Below are 18,569 nucleotides of genomic sequence, written 5' to 3'. Positions count from 1 at the left end.
CCCATTTATAAGTTTTTTGTTTGATTACAAGATATTTACGTTATAATATGGATTATTATTTCTTTACATAGCTATGAAGTGAAAAGGTGGTGAGTACGATCGAACTAAATAAACGGCAAGAACATATTTTGCAGATTGTAAAAGAAAACGGGCCGATTACAGGGGAGCATATTGCAGAAAAGCTGAACCTAACCAGGGCGACATTGCGCCCGGATTTAGCCATACTCACCATGTCAGGATTCCTCGAGGCGCGCCCGAGAGTCGGTTATTTCTATACGGGAAAAACCGGCACGCAGCTTTTGGCGGATAAACTCAAAAAGCTTCAGGTGAAAGACTTTCAATCTATCCCCGTAGTGATTCACGAAAACGTTTCTGTGTACGATGCGATTTGCACCATGTTTTTAGAAGATGTAGGTACTCTGTTTGTGGTGGACCGCGATGCTGTTTTAGTCGGGGTGCTTTCACGAAAAGACTTGCTCAGAGCGAGCATTGGCCAGCAGGAGCTTACATCGGTCCCTGTTCACATCATCATGACAAGGATGCCGAACATTACGGTGTGCAGACGCGAGGATTATGTGATGGACATTGCAAAGCACTTAATAGAAAAACAAATTGATGCACTTCCTGTCATCAAAGACACCGATAAAGGCTTTGAAGTGATCGGCAGAGTGACAAAAACAAATATGACCAAAATACTTGTCAGTTTATCTGAAAATGAAATCCTATAAGATTGCAAACTAACGGGGGGATAATATGAATAACCGCATCATCTATGTTGTATCGGATTCCGTCGGTGAAACGGCTGAATTGGTAGTAAAAGCAGCACTCAGCCAATTTAACGGATCAGCGGATGATACTCATGTAAGAAGAATTCCTTATGTTGAAGATATAGGCACTATCAATGAAGTGATTTCACTTGCAAAGGCAGACGGCGGCATTATCTGTTTTACACTCGTGGTGCCGGAAATCAGAGAATATTTGATAGCCGAAGCGGAAAAAGCAAATGTTTTATATTATGATATTATCGGCCCGTTGATTGATAAAATGGAAACAGCCTACGGTTTAACAGCGAAATACGAACCGGGGCGGGTGCGCCAGCTTGATGAAGATTATTTCAAAAAAGTGGAGGCCATCGAGTTTGCAGTTAAATACGATGATGGACGTGATCCAAGAGGAATTTTAAAAGCTGATATCGTTTTGATCGGCGTGTCAAGAACGTCTAAAACACCGCTGTCTCAATATCTCGCACACAAACGCCTGAAGGTTGCCAATGTTCCGATTGTACCGGAGGTTGATCCGCCGGAAGAACTCTTTAACGTTGATCCGAAAAAATGCATCGGTTTAAAGATTAGCCCTGATAAACTGAATCATATCAGAAAAGAACGTTTAAAATCACTCGGGCTTAATGATAAAGCGATTTATGCAAATATCAACAGAATCAAAGAGGAACTCGAGTATTTCGAAAAGATTGTGGATCGGATCGGCTGCCAGGTTGTTGATGTTTCAAATAAAGCGGTTGAGGAAACAGCAAATATTATCCATCATCTCAAAACAAAAAACATATAACTCAGGACGCTCTATCCTGGGTTTTTGGCTGTGCCAAAAGGGAATAATGAAAAACAATAGCATCTTTGTGAAGTTTGTATTATAATAAAAAATTGTGATAAAATGATTAATTTTAGGTTTAAGGATCGTGTGATACGAATAAACTATTATGGGTAAGATGTCAAGAATTTCTCCCGGAAATTTTTCGACAAATTCATATACATCCACAATAATAAAGGATGTGCGATTTTGCTTGCTTTTATGCAGGAGTTTAATGGAGGGATGGAGAATTACTCTTCTTAATGAACAAGAAAAGACGATTTTTGTCGATGCTGATGCTTGTCCGGTAAAAGATGAAATTTTACAAACAGCATCCGAGTATGAAGTTCAAGTTCTTTTTGTCGCTTCATTTGAACATTATCAGCTTTCCAGAAGCAATGAAGAAAAATGGAAGTATGTTGATCCTCATAAAGAAGCTGCTGATTTATATATCGCAAATCACGTGAAACCGGGAGATATTGTTGTGACGCAGGACATCGGATTAGCATCTCTGCTGTTGAACAGAAATGTCTCCGTTATGTCGGAAAGAGGTCGTCTTTACAAAGAAGACACGATTGATTTTGCTCTAGAGGGCCGTCATTTTTCCGGCAAACAAAGAAGAAAAGGCGTATATGCCAAAGGGCCTAAAAAATTGAATAAAGAAGATCGAGATCGATTTATTACACTGCTGCAAAAAATCCTGTCGAACGATGAAGGGATTTTGCACTAAAGCATCGAATAATGTACGACGGAGTGTTATAAGATGGGAAATCGGATACCAGATGAAATTGTGGATCAGGTGCAAAAGTCGGCAGATATCGTTGAAGTCATAGGTGATTATGTTCAATTAAAGAAGCAAGGCCGAAACTACTTTGGACTCTGTCCTTTTCATGGAGAAAGCACACCTTCGTTTTCCGTATCGCCCGACAAACAGATTTTTCATTGCTTTGGCTGCGGAGCGGGCGGCAATGTTTTCTCTTTTTTAAGGCAGATGGAAGGCTACTCATTTGCCGAGTCGGTTTCTCACCTTGCTGACAAATACCAAATTGATTTTCCAGATGATATAACAGTCCATTCCGGAGCCCGGCCAGAGTCTTCTGGAGAACAAAAAATGGCTGAGGCACATGAGCTCCTGAAGAAATTTTACCATCATTTGTTAATAAATACAAAAGAAGGTCAAGAGGCACTGGATTATCTGCTTTCTAGGGGCTTTACGAAAGAGCTGATTGATGAATTTCAGATTGGCTATGCTCTTGATTCTTGGGACTTTATCACGAAATTCCTTGTAAAGAGGGGATTTAGTGAGGCACAAATGGAAAAAGCGGGTCTCCTGATCAGACGCGAAGACGGAAGCGGATATTTCGACCGCTTCAGAAACCGTGTCATGTTTCCGATCCATGATCATCACGGGGCTGTTGTTGCTTTCTCGGGCAGGGCTCTTGGCAGTCAGCAGCCTAAGTATATGAACAGTCCTGAAACCCCGCTCTTTCATAAAAGTAAACTGCTTTACAATTTTTATAAGGCCCGCCTTCATATCAGAAAGCAGGAAAGAGCAGTCTTATTTGAAGGGTTTGCTGATGTCATATCGGCTGTAAGCTCGGGTGTAAAAGAAAGCATAGCCACGATGGGAACGTCTCTTACAGATGATCATGTCAAGATCCTGAGAAGAAACGTCGAAGAAATCATTCTTTGCTATGACTCTGATAAAGCCGGTTATGAAGCCACCTTAAAAGCTTCGGAGCTTCTGCAAAAAAAAGGCTGCAAAGTCAGAGTTGCAATGATTCCTGACGGATTGGACCCTGATGATTACATCAAAAAATTCGGCGGGGAAAAATTTAAAAACGACATTATTGACGCCAGTGTCACCGTAATGGCGTTCAAAATGCAATATTTCCGAAAAGGAAAGAACCTGTCCGATGAAGGCGACCGCCTGGCTTACATTAAAGACGTACTGAAAGAAATCAGCACGCTTTCAGGGTCTCTAGAGCAGGAAGTCTATGTAAAGCAGCTTGCTTCAGAGTTTTCGCTTTCACAGGAGTCTTTAACTGAGCAGCTGTCTGTTTTCAGCAAGCAAAACAAACCTGCTGACAATAGCGGTGAAACAAAAACGCGGCGAGCGCATCTGACGACAAAAGCAAGGCAAAAACGTTTGCGTCCGGCGTATGAAAATGCAGAAAGGCTGTTACTCGCTCACATGCTTCGAGATCGGAGCGTCATCAAAAAAGTGATTGACCGGGTAGGGTTTCAATTTAATATTGATGAGCACCGGGCATTAGCCGCCTATCTTTATGCTTTTTATGAAGAGGGAGCCGAGCTGACGCCTCAGCATCTGATGGCCAGGGTGACGGATGATCATATAAGCCAGCTCTTGTCTGATATATTAATGCTTCAGGTTAATCAAGAGCTTAGCGAAGCCGAGTTATCAGATTATGTAAAAAAAGTGTTGAATCAAAGAAATTGGTCAATGATAAAAGAAAAAGAGGCGGAAAGAGCCGAAGCCGAAAGGCAAAAAGATTTTTTAAGAGCTGCTTCTCTGGCTCAAGAAATCGTTACATTGAACCGATCTTTAAAATAACTGGAGAACTGATGAGGAGCATTTATTGGCAATGATTCCTTGCGGAGGAGCAAATAGATCGCTTAACCTCATCATGAATTGTCATTTCATTATTCGCACATTGTTAAAGGCAGTTCACATAGAAAACGCCTGAATGGACCGAATAAGAATCATACCGCTTATAGAATTCGTTGCAAGCTTTGGAAGGAGGGATCCATAATGGCTGATAAACAAACCCACGAGACAGAATTAACATTCGACCAAGTAAAAGAGCAATTAACAGAGTCTGGTAAAAAACGTGGCGTTTTGACATATGAAGAAATTGCTGAGCGTATGTCCAGCTTTGAAATTGAATCAGACCAAATGGATGAGTATTATGAATTTTTAGGTGAACAAGGTGTTGAATTAATTAGTGAGAATGAAGAAACAGAAGATCCTAATATTCAGCAGCTTGCCAAAGCCGAAGAAGAATTTGACCTTAATGACCTAAGTGTACCGCCTGGCGTTAAAATCAATGACCCAGTTCGTATGTATTTAAAGGAAATCGGTCGGGTTAACCTTCTTTCTGCAAAAGAAGAAATCGCCTACGCTCAAAAGATTGAAGAAGGTGACGAAGAATCTAAACGCAGATTGGCTGAAGCGAACCTGCGGCTTGTTGTCAGTATCGCAAAACGGTATGTCGGACGCGGTATGCTGTTCCTTGATCTGATTCAGGAAGGAAACATGGGCCTGATGAAAGCCGTTGAAAAATTTGATTATCGCAAAGGTTATAAATTCAGTACGTATGCTACGTGGTGGATCAGACAGGCGATTACACGCGCCATTGCCGATCAGGCGAGAACGATCCGGATTCCCGTTCATATGGTTGAAACCATTAATAAATTAATTCGTGTGCAGCGTCAATTACTGCAAGACTTAGGCAGAGAACCAACACCTGAAGAAATTGCGGAAGATATGGATTTAACGCCTGAAAAAGTACGCGAAATCTTAAAGATTGCTCAAGAGCCGGTATCTCTGGAAACACCGATCGGTGAAGAGGATGACTCGCACCTTGGTGATTTCATTGAAGACCAAGAAGCAACTTCACCTTCTGACCACGCCGCATACGAGCTATTGAAAGAGCAGCTGGAAGATGTGCTTGATACGTTAACTGATCGTGAAGAAAATGTATTGCGTCTTCGATTCGGTCTTGATGACGGGCGTACAAGAACATTAGAAGAGGTCGGCAAAGTATTTGGAGTAACGAGAGAGCGTATTCGACAAATCGAAGCCAAAGCGTTGCGGAAACTAAGACATCCTAGCAGAAGTAAACGTTTGAAAGATTTCCTCGAATAAGATGGAACGGGTCTTGAAGATCCGTTCTTCTTTTTTTAAAAAGATATATGGATAATATGCCTTTATTTTACTGAAAAATGATGTCATTTGCAAATGAACATTGTGGTGAAAAATTTCAAAATCTAATTCCATATTTTCTATTGTAAGCGTATACAATACATTATACAATAGAATAAAAAGGATATTAGAGATTTAGGCATGTTTCTATTCAATTTTGTATAAAGTGTGAATAAAAAACTTTTGTATAGCAATCCATTTACTTTTTGTAAAAATAAGTTAGAATTAGAAGTGTTTACATAGGGGGAAGGATCAAAAAGGGGGAAGGGAAATGAAATGGAACCCGCTTATTCCATTTTTGCTGATCGCTGTTTTAGGAATTGGTCTAACTTTCTTTTTATCAGTAAAAGGACTTGATGACTCTCGGGAGATTGCGAGCGGAGGAGAAAGCAAATCTGCTGAAAAGAAAGATGCGAACGCTTCACCAGAAGAAATTTACAAGGCAAACTGCATCGCATGCCACGGAGAAAATTATGAAGGTGTTTCGGGTCCGAGCTTAAAAGGTGTAGGGGATAAGAAAGATGTCGCTGAAATTAAAACAAAGATCGAAAAAGGCGGTAATGGAATGCCTTCCGGTCTTGTTCCGGCCGATAAGCTGGATGATATGGCAGAGTGGGTGTCAAAAATTAAATAAAAGAACTATTTTTCTCTTTATACATTCACAGGCCGCCGAGATGTTCTCGACAGCCTTTTATTTTTGACTGCCGCGTGCAGACCCGCATCAAAAGAAATAATTTCAAAATCATTTGCTTCAGCTTGGATTCCGGGCTGATTTTTTATATGATAGTAAAGGAAAAAATGATTGAGAAAAGTTGTGATGACAAGTGAACGAATTAAAATTATCTAAACGATTGCAAACAGTAGCGGAGTACATACCGAATGGAGCGGTGATGGCCGATATCGGCTCTGACCACGCCTACCTTCCTTGTTATGCGGTGCTGAATCATAAAGCCAGCGGGGCGATTGTCGGAGAAATAACAGACGGCCCATTTTTGTCTGCAAAGCGGCAGGTTGAAAAATCAGGCTTAAACTCGCACATTTCTGTAAGGCAGGGAGACGGACTGGAAGTGATTAAAAAAGGTGAAGCTGATGCCATTACGATTGCCGGAATGGGCGGGGCTTTGATCGCTCACATTTTAGAAGCGGGCAAAGACAAATTAACGGGGAAGGAACGGCTCATTTTACAGCCGAATATTCATGCTGTTCATATCAGGGAGTGGCTTTATAAAGAAGGATATGCGCTGATAGATGAGGTAATCCTTGAAGAGGACGGAAAGTGCTATGAGGTGCTGGTAGCAGAAGAGGGAGACAGGGATGCGGCTTATGACGGTATTTCTTTATCAGCCGGGATGCTCGTCGGCCCTTTCTTGGCAAAAGAAAAAAATGCTGTCTTTTTGAAAAAGTGGACACAAGAGCTTCAGCACACTCAAAGCATCTATGAACAGATCAGCCAAGCGGCAGATACAGAGCAAAACAAACAAAAATTAAAGGAGCTCGCCGATCGAATGGAGCTGTTAAAGGAGGTAATCGATCATGGTTAAAAGTGTAAATGGGCAGCAGATCATCCAGCTGTTTGAACAATTTTCCCCGAAAGCCTATGCGGTTGAAGGAGATAAAATCGGCCTGCAAATCGGCACTTTAAACAAACCAATTAAAAATGTGATGGTTACACTTGATGTGTTAGAGAGCGTTATCGATGAAGCGATTGAAAAAGAGGTTGACTTGATTATTGCACACCATCCTCCTATTTTCAGGCCGCTAAAGCATATTTCAACAGATCAGCCTGCCGGAAGGTTAATTGAAAAGTGTTTGAAGCATGATATTGCTGTTTATGCAGCTCATACAAATTTAGACGTTGCGGACGGCGGCGTGAATGATTTGCTTGCTGAAGCATTAGAGCTGAGGGAGACGGAAGTGCTGGCACCTACTTATACGGATCCTCTGAAAAAGCTGGCAGTTTACGTGCCGAAGGAATATGAAGAGCAGGTCAGAGCCGCGCTCGGAAATGCGGGGGCCGGCCATATCGGTGAATACAGCCATTGCGCGTTTTCATCTGAAGGAATCGGCAGCTTTAAGCCATTAGACGGAGCTAAGCCTTTTATCGGTGAAGTGGGAGAGCTTGAGCTTGTTCATGAAGTAAGGCTTGAGACTGTATTTCCTAAAAGCGTCGAAAAGGCTGTTATCAATGCAATGATAAAAAGCCATCCATATGAAGAAGTTGCTTACGATATCTATCCTGTCGAACAGACTCCCGCCGAAAAAGGACTCGGCCGTGTCGGAACCCTTAAAAATGAGATGACGCTCAAGGAATTCGCTTTATTTGTGAAAGACAAGCTTGACGTCAATGGTGTCAGAATGGTGGGGGATGCTGACAGCATGGTGAAAAAGGTAGCTGTTCTTGGAGGAGATGGAAACAAGTATATTCATCATGCAAAACGAAAGGGAGCCGATGTTTACGTCACAGGAGATTTATACTTCCATGTGGCCCATGATGCCATGATGCTTGGCCTAAATGTGGTTGATCCGGGACACTATGCGGAAAAAATCATGAAAGAAGGCGTCACGAGAAAGCTGACATCAATGTGTAATGATAAAAAGTTTGACGTGAATATCTTTGTTTCTGAAACAGATACAAATCCATTTACATTTCTATAAAAAAACTGAGGCTTTTACAGCCTCAGTTTTTTGCTTTTACTTTTGGAAGTATTTTTTTGAGCGGTATATTATGTTCAGTTGTCCAAGTTGATGGATCTTCGTGATCAAACTGCTCTAAAAAGCGAATGACTTCTTTTGTGATCGGCGTCGGTGTGGAAGCTCCCGCTGTAACTGCAACGGTATTAACGCCTTTCAGCCATTCGAGCTTCAATTCGCTTAAGTCGCCGATCCGGTATGCTTTTGTCCCGGCTATTTCCTCTGACACTTGAGCAAGCCTATTTGAATTGTTGCTTTTCGGGTCTCCGACAACGATTGTTAAGTCCGCTTTTTTTGCCTGCTCTGATACAGCTTCCTGCCGCACTTGAGTAGCGAGGCAAATCTCTTGGTGATATTCGACATGAGGATATTTTTCTTTGACAAGCTCCATAATGTCGTGGACATCCCATTGAGACATTGTTGTTTGATTCGTCACGATTAACTTCTCTGCTTGGATATCAAGGTTCTTTACATCTTCTTCTGTTTCAACTAAGTGAACGATCTCCGGCGCTACGCCAACGGCTCCCTCAGGCTCTGGATGCCCTTTTTTGCCGATATAGATTACGTGATATCCTTTTTCTTTCATCTCTAAGATTAGATTATGAGTTTTCGTCACATCCGGACATGTAGCATCAATTGCGACTAACCCTTTTTCTTCTGCGATTCTTCTGACTTCGGGAGAAACACCGTGCGCAGTGAAAATGACAGTTCCTTTGTCAACCTGCTTTAAGATGTCCAGACGGTTAGAGCCGTCCAATGTAAAAATCCCTTCCTCTTCAAACGCATCAGTGACGTGTTTATTATGAACAATCATCCCGAGTATATAGATGGGTCTTGGCAAGCTTTTATCTAGTGACGCATTTTTGGCAATGACCATAGCATCAACAACACCATAGCAATAGCCGCGCGGTGAAATTTTAATTACGTCCATTTTCGGTTGTCCTCCAATACTGAAGTGAGTAAAGGCAATATAAAAAGCCGTAATCAAACGGCTCTATTCTTGCATTCTTCTGATCTCATTATAGCCAATCTCACTTCAGATATCAAAGAATGTTAAATATATAATCTCGGTTTTGAACTGCCTGATGTTCTTTTCGGAGCAGGAGAGGCAGCTTCCTTTTTCTTCGAGGCAGATGTTTTTGATTCTTGTTCTTTATTGTCAGTTGTTTTAGATTTTTTTGGGAGAGAAGAACTTTTTGGTTTTGATTTTTTGTTCCCATCTGAGGTTTTTGTTTCAGTCTCTTTTTCTTTTTCTGATGATTCTTCTGAAACGGATTGTTTTTCACTTTCCTCATTGGCCTCTGTCTCAGTATCATCACTTTTACTTAATTGGCTGTACAGCTTCATCATTGCTGGCAGATTGCGGACTAATGGGCCGTACTGCTGGATCATAGGGGTGACTTGCTGCGCCATGCCGAGTACTTTTTGCACATTTCCAAGCATACTGGATAATGATGCAGGATTGGCGATATTTTGAATGCCTTGCAGGCCAGCACCTCCGCTCGCTGCGGCACCTGCTCCTGGAACTCCTGGAACTCCGGCACTGCCAGCGCCTCCTCCGCCGGGTAGGAACCTTGACAGCATTCCTTTTAAGCCTCCGCCTGCACCTGCACCATTTCTCGCTCCGGCATTTGCCTGAGGAAGAAATTGTCCGGCTTGCTGAAAACCTTGCTGCTGTGCTCCAAATGAAGGTCCTCGCATATTAGGCGGTCTTCTGCCCATCATTCGCTGATTTGGCATGGGGCGGGGCGGTCCGGGCTGTGGGGAATTTCTCATTGGCTGCTGCGGTGAAAACATACTTGTACCTCCTTTCAGCTCTCTCTGCTATTAGAATATGCATGGGCTGCGGTATTTGCTTTACATAACTGAATAAAACAAACGCCTTGCAAACGTGGTGTTTTTAAGCAAAATCGGGTATAATGTGATGATGGACACATAATGTGCCGCTTTAAGGAGCTGGGAAAAATGAAAGAAACGAAATTTGAACTTTATGAATTGAAACCATTTATTATAGATGCAGTACATCGCCTTGGTTTTTACGAACCGACTGATATCCAGAAAAGGCTGATTCCTGCAGTGTTAAAAAAAGAAAGCGTCATCGGCCAGTCTCAGACGGGTACCGGAAAGACTCACGCTTATTTACTGCCTTTATTAAACAAAATCGATCCTGCTAAGGATGTCGTTCAGGTAGTCATTACGGCTCCGACAAGAGAGCTAGCCAACCAGATTTATCAGGAAGCGCTTAAAATCACGCAGGGTGAGGAAGGCAGTCAGATTCGCTCGAAATGTTTTATCGGAGGCACTGATAAACAAAAATCAATTGATAAATTGAAAATACAGCCGCATCTAGTTGTCGGTACACCCGGACGGATTGCTGACTTAATCAAAGAACAGGCGTTAAGTGTTCATAAAGCGGAATCTCTTGTTATTGATGAAGCGGATTTAATGCTGGACATGGGATTTCTTTCAGATGTAGATTACATCGGTTCCCGCATGCCTGAGGATCTGCAAATGCTTGTGTTCTCAGCGACCATACCGGAAAAGCTGAAACCATTCTTGAAGAAATACATGGAAAATCCGAAATACGCCCATGTGGAGCCAAAACAGGTGACTGCTGCGAAAATCGAGCATATCCTCATTCCTTCGAAACATCGTGACAAGGACAAGCTCCTTTTTGACATCATGTCGCATCTGAATCCATACCTGGGGATTGTGTTTGCCAACACGAAAAATACGGCTGACCATATTGCCCAGTATCTGACTGGCAAAGGCATGAAAATCGGCTTGCTGCACGGCGGATTAACACCACGTGAGCGGAAAAAAGTCATGAAGCAGATCAATGATTTGGAATTCACATATATCATTGCAACTGACCTTGCCGCAAGAGGTATTGATATTAAAGGTGTCAGCCATGTTATCAACTATGAGCTGCCGGATGATCTCGATTTCTATGTTCACCGTGTGGGCAGAACGGCTCGTGCCGGCTCATCAGGACAAGCGATGACCATTTATGAGCTTACTGATGAGGATGCATTAGTAAGACTTGAAAAAATGGGCATCGAATTTGATTACTTAGAGCTTGAAAAGGGCGAATGGAAAAAAGGCGATGACCGTCAGCGCCGCAAAAAGCGTAAAAAAACGCCGAATGAAGCGGATGAAATTGCTCATCGTCTCGTGAAAAAGCCGAAGAAGGTTAAGCCTGGGTATAAAAAGAAAATGAGCTATGAGATGGAGAAAATCAAGAAAAAACAGAGAAGAAACCAATCTAAGAAAAGAAAGTAGGGGAACCTGTTGCTGAGAATAGGCTCACACGTCTCTATGAGCGGAAAACATATGCTTCTGGCTGCAAGCCAGGAAGCAGTCTCTTATGGGGCGAATACGTTTATGATCTATACAGGCGCACCGCAAAATACGCGCCGAAAGAAAATTGAAGACTTAAATATAGAAGCAGGCCGGGCACATATGCAAGAAAATGGCATTGACGAGATTATCGTACACGCGCCTTATATTATTAATATTGGCAACACGACAAATCCGTCCACTTTTGAGCTGGGTGTTGATTTTCTTCGTTCAGAAATTGAACGGACAGCGGCCATCGGAGCGAAGCAAATTGTCCTTCATCCTGGCGCTCACGTAGGGGCAGGAGCTGAAGCTGGCATCAAAAAAATTATTGAAGGCTTAAATGAAGTGATTGATCCGAATCAAAATGTCCAGATTGCATTAGAAACAATGGCTGGAAAAGGATCAGAATGCGGCAGAAGCTTTGAGGAGCTTGCGCAGATTATCGAAGGCGTTACACACAATGAGCAGCTGTCAGTTTGCTTTGACACGTGCCATACACATGATGCCGGGTATAACATTGTCGAAGACTTTGACGGAGTGCTAAATGAGTTCGATAAAATCATTGGCATTGACCGTATTAAAGTGCTTCATATCAATGACAGCAAAAATGTCAAAGGTGCGAGAAAAGACCGCCATGAAAATATTGGCTTTGGTGAAATAGGTTTTGACGCACTGCAATATGTTGTTCACCATGAGCAGTTAAAAGACATTCCAAAAATTCTTGAAACACCATACGTCGGTGAAGATAAAAAGAACAAAAAACCGCCATACCGTTTTGAGATTGAAATGCTGAAAGAAAAACAATTTGATGATACATTGCTCGAAAAGATTTTACAGCAATAAAAAATGGGGGATAACACCCCCATTTTTTAGCTTGTAAATTGTTTGAATAGTTCATTAACTGTTTGAGCTGTTTCTTTCGATGTAATCGTCTCTACTTGTTTCAGCAGCCGCATTCGTTCACTCTCATTAAAGATGTTTACATTTTTCCCGTATAACAGGTTCGCTACTTCAACGGCCTGCGATCTTGTTAAGCTGATTCCGTATTGTTTTGAGTACTTCAGCAAATCATCAGCAGTAGCCTGATTAAGCCGCTGTAAAATAATTCTTTGAAATAAAATCATCGGTCAATCCACCTCCAGACTTAATGTATGGGCAAATCAGTAAAATGTGTCAGTGTTTAATGGTAAAATAGATTTATAATGTATTTAAAATAGTTATTGCAGGAAAGGAGATTTTATGACCCCAACAAAACAACATAAGAAAGAAACATTTACCCATTTTATTTTCAGGGTCTTTATGATTCTGGTAGGAGCTGCATCTGCGGCTGTAAGTATTGAATTATTTTTAATCCCCAATGATTTTATTGATGGCGGGATTATCGGTGTATCACTTATTTTAGACCACCTCTTTATGTCAAACCCCTTTCTGAATTTCGCTTTTTTCGTTGTCATATTAAATATTCCTTTTATGATCTTCGGATATAAATATATCGGTAAGACCTTTCTAGTCTCTACGTTTATAGGGATTGTCGGGCTTGCCGTTATTGAATCCTCACTTCACCATGTAGAAGCCATTACAACCCAGCCTATTTTGGCTACTGTGTTCGGAGGTCTTTTACTCGGCTTTGGCGTCGGGCTTGTTATTCGAAACGGAGGTTCAATGGATGGTACAGAAATTCTCGGTATTTTGCTGACCAAAAAACTCCCGTTTTCAGTAGGTGAGTTCGTTATGTTCATCAATGTGTTCATTTTCATTTGGGCAGTTTTTGTGTTCGGTCCTGAGCAAGCGATGTACTCATTCATGACTTATTATATTGCGATGAAAACGATTGATGCCGTGATCCAAGGGCTTGATGAAACAAAAGCTGTCATTATTGTGTCTGAGCAGTATGATGAGATCTCCGACGCGATTTTGCACCGTCTCGGTCGGGGCACAACGAAGCTGAAGGGGAAAGGCGGATATACGGACGAAGAAAAAGACGTAATTTACGCGGTTGTCACAAGGCTGGAAGTGACAAAGCTCAAATCGATCGTGTTTGAAGTTGACCAAAATGCATTCATAACAATTATGAATACTCATGAAACGAGAGGCGGAAAATTCAAAAACGCAATCCACTAGGCTTTCATTTACTTTTATTCATTTTATGGGTATAATTTTATCTGCAGTAAAGAAAATGGCTTGCTGGACAGACAGCTGCCATTTTCTTTTTCATACATGTGATACGTTCTTAAGCAAAGCGAAAAGGGGGACCCTTCATGAACGTACAAGAAGCGTTGAACCTACTAAAAGAAAACGGATATAAATATACAAACAAACGGGAGGATATGCTGCAGCTTTTTGCTGATTCAGACAGATATCTTACCGCTAAAAACGTACTGTCTGCACTGAATAATGATTATCCAGGCTTAAGCTTTGATACAATCTACAGAAATCTTTCTTTATATGAAGAACTTGGGATTTTGGAAACAACTGAGCTGTCCGGTGAAAAGCTCTTCCGATTTAAGTGTTCATTCACCCATCACCACCATCATTTTATTTGTCTTGCCTGCGGCAAAACAAAGGAAATTGAATCATGTCCGATGGACAAGCTTTGTGATGATTTGGATGGCTATCAGGTCAGCGGGCATAAATTTGAGATTTATGGCACATGCCCTGATTGTACAGCGGAAAACCAAGAAAACACTACTGCGTAAAATGCGTATATATGAAAAAGGGGCCCGGTTTGGGCTCCTTTTTCAGTTATTGATGCGTATTAAATGATGCTTGTTGTTGTTCATCCATTGAACGGCTTCTAGCCAGTTGTTTACTCTGATGATGTTTGAATCAATCGGAAGCTGATTATAAGGGGAATTGAACAAAATCACCGGTATCCCGGCTTCTTTCGCAATCATCATGGCGTTCCCGTGATGATCCTCAAAAAACAGGTCGATGTTATGATTCTTGACCGCTTCAACTTTGTGATGACCGCCAACGAGTTCGATGTAGTCATAATGAATGTTTTGTCTCTCAAACCATTCATAGGTAATATCAGTTAAATGAGTCCGTCTCGCTGTAATATAAATAAGCTTGTGCTCCTCTTTGAGAAGATCAAGTGACTGTTTCGCATGCTGTGCAAGCAATGCTTCCTTATATATGATCGCTTCATTTTGATTCATCCAATCCCAAAATTCTTCCTGGGTAATGTTTAACAGCTTTGTTAAATCATAATCCGTCATATCGTTTAATGAAATGGAAAGATTAAACGAACGGTTCAAATAAGGGACGAATGTATCCTGAGCCGTGATTGTGCCGTCAATATCTATTCCTAAGCGTAACATGCCCACACTCCTTCAGTTTCATCCCTTCAAGTGTAACATAAACAATTGACATTAACAGAAAAGTTTAGCAAACATGAATCAGGCAAAATGGATCAAACTATAAAAGCTCCTTTAATAAAACAGAAGGGGGAATTGAAGGTGGCAAACGATTACGAAAAGCGTGATAACAACAGTTACTATGTTGATCATGGATCTGAAGGGACAAATATTACCCGCGACAATGACGGTTTTTTTGAGGAAACAGCTGCTGAAATCGCAGAGCCTTATCGTGCTGCTGACCGCAGCAATGACCAAGACAATGATCGCAGCGGCGGCAATGTCAATGAAGGACGGGGAATAGGGTACATCGCTTTAGCCTTGTCCATCATTTCATTGTTTGTACTGCCTGTTTTATTGGGAGCTGCCGGTATTATTGTCGGCTATATCGCAAGAAGAAGAGGTGCTCAAGGCCTTGGAGCCTGGGCAATGGGTATCGGTGTCGTTTCATTAGTGCTTGGAATATTTATTATTCCATTTTTCTAACACAAAAAAGCTTGACGGGTTCCCGTCAAGCTTTTTGTGTTTCTTCTTTTAATTTTGCTTTTTCAGCTTCAAGTTTTGCGTAGTGTTCCTCAGCAAGAATGTCAATTTCTTTTTTGAGTTCTTCTACCATCGTTTCCTCTGGAACCTTACGGACAATTTTCCCTTTCCGGAACAGCAGTCCTTCACCGCGTGCGCCGGCGATTCCGATATCAGCTTCTCTCGCTTCACCAGGTCCGTTTACAGCGCAGCCGAGAACAGCAACTTTAATCGGCGCTTTTATCTTAGAAATATACTCTTCCACTTCATTGGCAATGCTGATTAGATCAATCTCAATACGGCCGCAAGTCGGACATGAGATGAGCGTGGCAGCATTGGAGGCTAAGCCGAAAGATTTCAGAAGCTCCCTTGCTACTTTTACCTCTTCTACAGGGTCTGCGCTTAGTGAAATGCGCATGGTGTTCCCGATGCCTTTGCTTAAAATGGCGCCGAGTCCTGCTGCGCTCTTTACTGTGCCGGCAAACAGCGTTCCTGACTCGGTGATCCCGAGGTGAAGCGGGTAGTCAAACGCTTTCGCCGCTTTTTCATAAGCCTCGATTGCAAGGTTCACGTCAGAGGCCTTCATGCTGACAATAATATCGTGAAAATCAAGATCCTCAAGAATTTTAATGTGATGAAGTGCGCTTTCTACCATTCCATCGGCAGTCGGATAACCGTATTTTTCTAAAATACGTTTTTCCAATGAACCGGCGTTTACTCCGATTCTGATCGGAATGCCTTTGTCTTTGGCCGCTTTAACAACCGCTTCAACTTTTTCGCGTCGGCCGATGTTGCCGGGGTTGATGCGGATTTTATCTGCGCCGCCTTCAATGGCTTTCAACGCAAGTTTATAATCGAAATGTATGTCAACAACGAGAGGAATGGAAATGCGCTTTTTAATATCCGCAATGGCGTTTGCTGCTCGTTCATCCGGACATGCTACCCGAACGATTTGGCATCCGGCTTCAGCCAAACGGTTAATTTCCGCAACCGTTGCTTCTACATCATGTGTTTTTGTTGTTGTCATGCTTTGGATGACAACTTCATTGTTGCCGCCTATTGTTAAAGGTCCCACTTTGACGGGACGCGTTTTTGTACGATGTGTGATTTCACTCACTTGCAATCGCTCCTTAATTGTAGTTGCCGCTTCTAGATATAACAATTCTAGTATGGTTTATGTGAATTTATTTTACAAATTACATTGTAACAGTGTCTTCGCCGAACTGACAAGAAATTAACGTTAAATTAAGGGTAGACCGGGAATTTATACGCTGTTCCCGCTTGAATGTCATTGGCTTTCACATTTGGATTCAGTGCTTCAAAATCCTTTACAATGTCATCCGGAGAACCTGCTGATCCGACTATCGACATAACCGTATCACCCGGCTTTACCTTCACCGTTTTATAAGCCGGTTCTTGTGCAGCCGTTTTTGCTGATGCTTCATAGACAGGGAGGTCCTGAATGGGTATTGTTCCAATTTTAAGGTCATAAAAAAGAATAAAAAGTATAAAAACAATGCTGCATACTAAGGTGAGACGCTTCATCGCTTTTCCTCCCGCATACGAAATTTTATATCATAGTATGCTTGTCCATTTCGATTCATGACAAAAGAAAAGAGACTGCGAATGCAGCCTCGGTTTATACAGCAGCTTTTTTGGACGGAATCTCTTTTAAAACGAGAAACAGGATGACAAAATTGACAAACCAGTTTAGTAAAAATTCACTTGGTACGGTTGCTTCTAATGCCCGCATGATTGTAAAGAATACAGTTGAAAGGGTGATGGAATAAGCAGAAAGCTTCCAGAGCTGATGATAGGATAAATGTTTTTTCTGCGAATTCTTAATGATTAACCCGATAAGCGCTAAAAACGATACTTCAATAAATTTTCCCGCTGCTGTTACGAGAAAAATAAGAGCTGAGAGAACAGTTACAATCATCGCTTTATTTTGGTTTAACCCTGCAATGACATCTTTTTTCTGTAACTCTGACGGCATCATTGAGTAAGACATTTCTTGGGCTTGTCCGTCAATGGCCAAAACAAATTTGTTCTGAAGGATGCCGATCGCGTTTTGCTTTGCTTCAATTTGTTCAGTGCCATAGGAGTCTGTCGGATCGAACACGATAACGAAACCATTTGCTTGAGATTCCGTGGCTTTTTTCTCATCCGTTTGAAGTTTGCCGTTTGAAATTGTGAAATCAGGGAAATCTTTGTTTAAAACAGTTTTAAAGCCGTTCATTGATTTTACGGTCCCTGTACTTACATAATAAGCGGTAGGGATTGCAAACAGGACAGAGAGCAAAAATACATAAAGAATCGCTTTTCCGATTCCTTGAAATCTTGTTTTTGCAATATCACGGGGAGAGTATGTACTTTTAATGAAAAGCTGAAACACATTCACTATCTTCACTTCCTAGCTAAACTAATATATGTTGCTTATTGTATCGTTGCATGCGTGTGAATACAAGGAAGACATGAAGAAGACAGAGTAAAATGGGAGGATGGAAGCTATGGATATGTTGTATTGGCTGTTGATTGCAGCGGTTTTTATCATTGCCTTTATCGGGCTGGTGTATCCTGTTATTCCGAGCGTAGTATTTATTGTTGCCGGATTTGTATTGTACGGATTTTTATTTTCATTCAGTCCGTATTCATATATGTTCTGGCTTGTTGAGGCAGTTTTTGCCGCAGTATTATTCGCAGCAGATTACGTGTCGAATCTGCTTGGAGTAAAAAGGTTCGGAGGAAGCAAAGCTGCCATATGGGGAAGCACGATCGGTTTATTAATCGGGCCTTTTGTCATTCCGGTTGCAGGGATCATATTGGGGCCGTTTATCGGGGCTGTTTGCGCAGAACTTATCGTCCATCAGAAGGACTTAAAGTCAGCGTTTAAAATTGGCCTCGGCTCACTCATTGGTTTTTTAACAGGAGTTATTGCAAAGGGCATCATACAGCTTTTGATGATCGGATACTTTTTATGGACAGTCCTATAAGAAATGCTGGCGGCAGGTTTAATGGGGCGGATTATCGGTTAAAGTGAAATATGTCCGCTGAAATGAGCCAAATCGTGAGCTTTTTCATTGATTACAAAGCATTCTTTTGTTACATTGAATGAAGAAAGGCTCGCT

21 protein-coding genes are annotated in these 18,569 nt (G+C 41.7%); 14 read left to right on the top strand and 7 right to left on the bottom strand.

Annotation, left to right across the window (positions count from 1 at the left end; translation table 11 throughout):
* Positions 1–89 precede the first annotated feature (89 nt).
* From ccpN to KXZ66_RS13235, 8 genes are all read left to right on the top strand, one after another.
* A complete protein-coding gene (ccpN, locus tag KXZ66_RS13270; protein ID WP_003237058.1) occupies positions 90–728 on the top strand; it encodes a transcriptional regulator CcpN in 639 nt (212 codons plus the stop codon).
* A gap of 25 nt (positions 729–753) precedes the next feature.
* On the top strand, positions 754–1,566 hold the full coding sequence (locus KXZ66_RS13265; RefSeq protein ID WP_003230064.1) for a pyruvate, water dikinase regulatory protein: 813 nt from the start codon (positions 754–756) through the stop codon (positions 1,564–1,566).
* Between the two features lie 253 nt (positions 1,567–1,819).
* On the top strand, positions 1,820–2,314 hold the full coding sequence (locus KXZ66_RS13260) for a YaiI/YqxD family protein (RefSeq protein WP_041351684.1): 495 nt from the start codon (positions 1,820–1,822) through the stop codon (positions 2,312–2,314).
* Positions 2,315–2,347: 33 nt separating this feature from the next.
* Entirely contained in the window at positions 2,348–4,159 is a 1,812-nt protein-coding gene (gene dnaG / locus KXZ66_RS13255) for a DNA primase (protein ID WP_014480290.1), read from the top strand.
* A gap of 198 nt (positions 4,160–4,357) precedes the next feature.
* On the top strand, positions 4,358–5,473 hold the full coding sequence (gene rpoD, locus KXZ66_RS13250; RefSeq protein WP_003226225.1) for an RNA polymerase sigma factor RpoD: 1,116 nt from the start codon (positions 4,358–4,360) through the stop codon (positions 5,471–5,473).
* A gap of 328 nt (positions 5,474–5,801) precedes the next feature.
* Positions 5,802–6,164, top strand: coding sequence for a cytochrome c550 (gene cccA, locus KXZ66_RS13245; RefSeq protein ID WP_003230068.1), 363 nt, complete (start codon positions 5,802–5,804; stop codon positions 6,162–6,164).
* A gap of 256 nt (positions 6,165–6,420) precedes the next feature.
* On the top strand, positions 6,421–7,071 hold the full coding sequence (gene trmK, locus KXZ66_RS13240) for a tRNA (adenine(22)-N(1))-methyltransferase TrmK (RefSeq protein WP_249385614.1): 651 nt from the start codon (positions 6,421–6,423) through the stop codon (positions 7,069–7,071).
* Positions 7,064–8,185 (top strand): Nif3-like dinuclear metal center hexameric protein, encoded by a 1,122-nt coding sequence (locus tag KXZ66_RS13235; RefSeq protein ID WP_072175797.1) that lies wholly within the window; start codon positions 7,064–7,066, stop codon positions 8,183–8,185. Before trmK ends, KXZ66_RS13235 begins: the two co-directional genes overlap by 8 nt.
* Before the next feature lie 22 nt (positions 8,186–8,207).
* Here KXZ66_RS13235 and KXZ66_RS13230 read toward each other — a convergent pair whose 3' ends face one another.
* Together KXZ66_RS13230 and vrrA are read right to left on the bottom strand one after the other, a co-directional pair.
* On the bottom strand, positions 8,208–9,152 hold the full coding sequence (locus tag KXZ66_RS13230) for a 4-hydroxy-3-methylbut-2-enyl diphosphate reductase (protein WP_014477361.1): 945 nt from the start codon (positions 9,150–9,152) through the stop codon (positions 8,208–8,210).
* Between the two features lie 122 nt (positions 9,153–9,274).
* Positions 9,275–10,018 carry a VrrA/YqfQ family protein gene (vrrA, locus tag KXZ66_RS13225; protein WP_072175796.1) on the bottom strand — a complete coding sequence of 248 codons (744 nt, stop codon included), beginning with the start codon at positions 10,016–10,018 and terminating at the stop codon, positions 9,275–9,277.
* A 168-nt stretch (positions 10,019–10,186) separates the two neighbouring features.
* Here vrrA and cshB point away from each other — a divergent pair, with 168 nt between their 5' ends.
* Both cshB and KXZ66_RS13215 read left to right on the top strand, forming a co-directional pair.
* A complete protein-coding gene (cshB, locus tag KXZ66_RS13220; RefSeq protein ID WP_128441732.1) occupies positions 10,187–11,503 on the top strand; it encodes a DEAD-box ATP-dependent RNA helicase CshB in 1,317 nt (438 codons plus the stop codon).
* 9 nt (positions 11,504–11,512) lie between these two features.
* Positions 11,513–12,406, top strand: coding sequence for a deoxyribonuclease IV (locus KXZ66_RS13215; RefSeq protein ID WP_009967756.1), 894 nt, complete (start codon positions 11,513–11,515; stop codon positions 12,404–12,406).
* Between the two features lie 26 nt (positions 12,407–12,432).
* On the opposite strand, the gene KXZ66_RS13210 is transcribed toward KXZ66_RS13215, so the two are convergent.
* Complete coding sequence (locus KXZ66_RS13210) at positions 12,433–12,687, bottom strand: DUF2624 domain-containing protein (RefSeq protein WP_003230076.1); 255 nt, start codon at positions 12,685–12,687, stop codon at positions 12,433–12,435.
* A 115-nt stretch (positions 12,688–12,802) separates the two neighbouring features.
* Here KXZ66_RS13210 and KXZ66_RS13205 point away from each other — a divergent pair, with 115 nt between their 5' ends.
* Together KXZ66_RS13205 and zur are read left to right on the top strand one after the other, a co-directional pair.
* Entirely contained in the window at positions 12,803–13,684 is an 882-nt protein-coding gene (locus KXZ66_RS13205; protein ID WP_003230077.1) for a YitT family protein, read from the top strand.
* 137 nt (positions 13,685–13,821) lie between these two features.
* Positions 13,822–14,259, top strand: coding sequence for a zinc uptake transcriptional repressor Zur (gene zur / locus KXZ66_RS13200; RefSeq protein WP_021480043.1), 438 nt, complete (start codon positions 13,822–13,824; stop codon positions 14,257–14,259).
* A gap of 42 nt (positions 14,260–14,301) precedes the next feature.
* Here the strand turns inward: zur and KXZ66_RS13195 are convergent, their stop codons facing one another.
* Positions 14,302–14,883 (bottom strand): hypothetical protein, encoded by a 582-nt coding sequence (locus tag KXZ66_RS13195; protein WP_128441730.1) that lies wholly within the window; start codon positions 14,881–14,883, stop codon positions 14,302–14,304.
* Positions 14,884–15,015: 132 nt separating this feature from the next.
* Here KXZ66_RS13195 and KXZ66_RS13190 point away from each other — a divergent pair, with 132 nt between their 5' ends.
* On the top strand, positions 15,016–15,405 hold the full coding sequence (locus KXZ66_RS13190; protein WP_010886568.1) for a DUF308 domain-containing protein: 390 nt from the start codon (positions 15,016–15,018) through the stop codon (positions 15,403–15,405).
* Between the two features lie 25 nt (positions 15,406–15,430).
* On the opposite strand, the gene ispG is transcribed toward KXZ66_RS13190, so the two are convergent.
* The 3 genes from ispG to KXZ66_RS13175 form a co-directional block, all read right to left on the bottom strand.
* Positions 15,431–16,564, bottom strand: coding sequence for a flavodoxin-dependent (E)-4-hydroxy-3-methylbut-2-enyl-diphosphate synthase (gene ispG, locus KXZ66_RS13185; protein ID WP_010886567.1), 1,134 nt, complete (start codon positions 16,562–16,564; stop codon positions 15,431–15,433).
* A 122-nt stretch (positions 16,565–16,686) separates the two neighbouring features.
* Positions 16,687–16,986 (bottom strand): LysM peptidoglycan-binding domain-containing protein, encoded by a 300-nt coding sequence (locus tag KXZ66_RS13180; RefSeq protein ID WP_021480041.1) that lies wholly within the window; start codon positions 16,984–16,986, stop codon positions 16,687–16,689.
* A gap of 94 nt (positions 16,987–17,080) precedes the next feature.
* Entirely contained in the window at positions 17,081–17,842 is a 762-nt protein-coding gene (locus KXZ66_RS13175) for a DUF1189 domain-containing protein (protein WP_015384107.1), read from the bottom strand.
* A 109-nt stretch (positions 17,843–17,951) separates the two neighbouring features.
* Between KXZ66_RS13175 and KXZ66_RS13170 the strand changes: the two genes are divergently transcribed.
* On the top strand, positions 17,952–18,434 hold the full coding sequence (locus KXZ66_RS13170; RefSeq protein ID WP_004398518.1) for a DUF456 domain-containing protein: 483 nt from the start codon (positions 17,952–17,954) through the stop codon (positions 18,432–18,434).
* The last annotated feature ends 135 nt before the right edge of the window (positions 18,435–18,569 follow it).

Origin of the sequence: Bacillus sp. LJBS17, assembly GCF_019334685.1 — a bacterium.
GTDB lineage: Bacteria > Bacillota > Bacilli > Bacillales > Bacillaceae > Bacillus > Bacillus subtilis.
The sequence above is the reverse complement of the archived record's forward strand: the minus strand, read 5'-3'. Positions and strand labels throughout refer to the sequence as shown.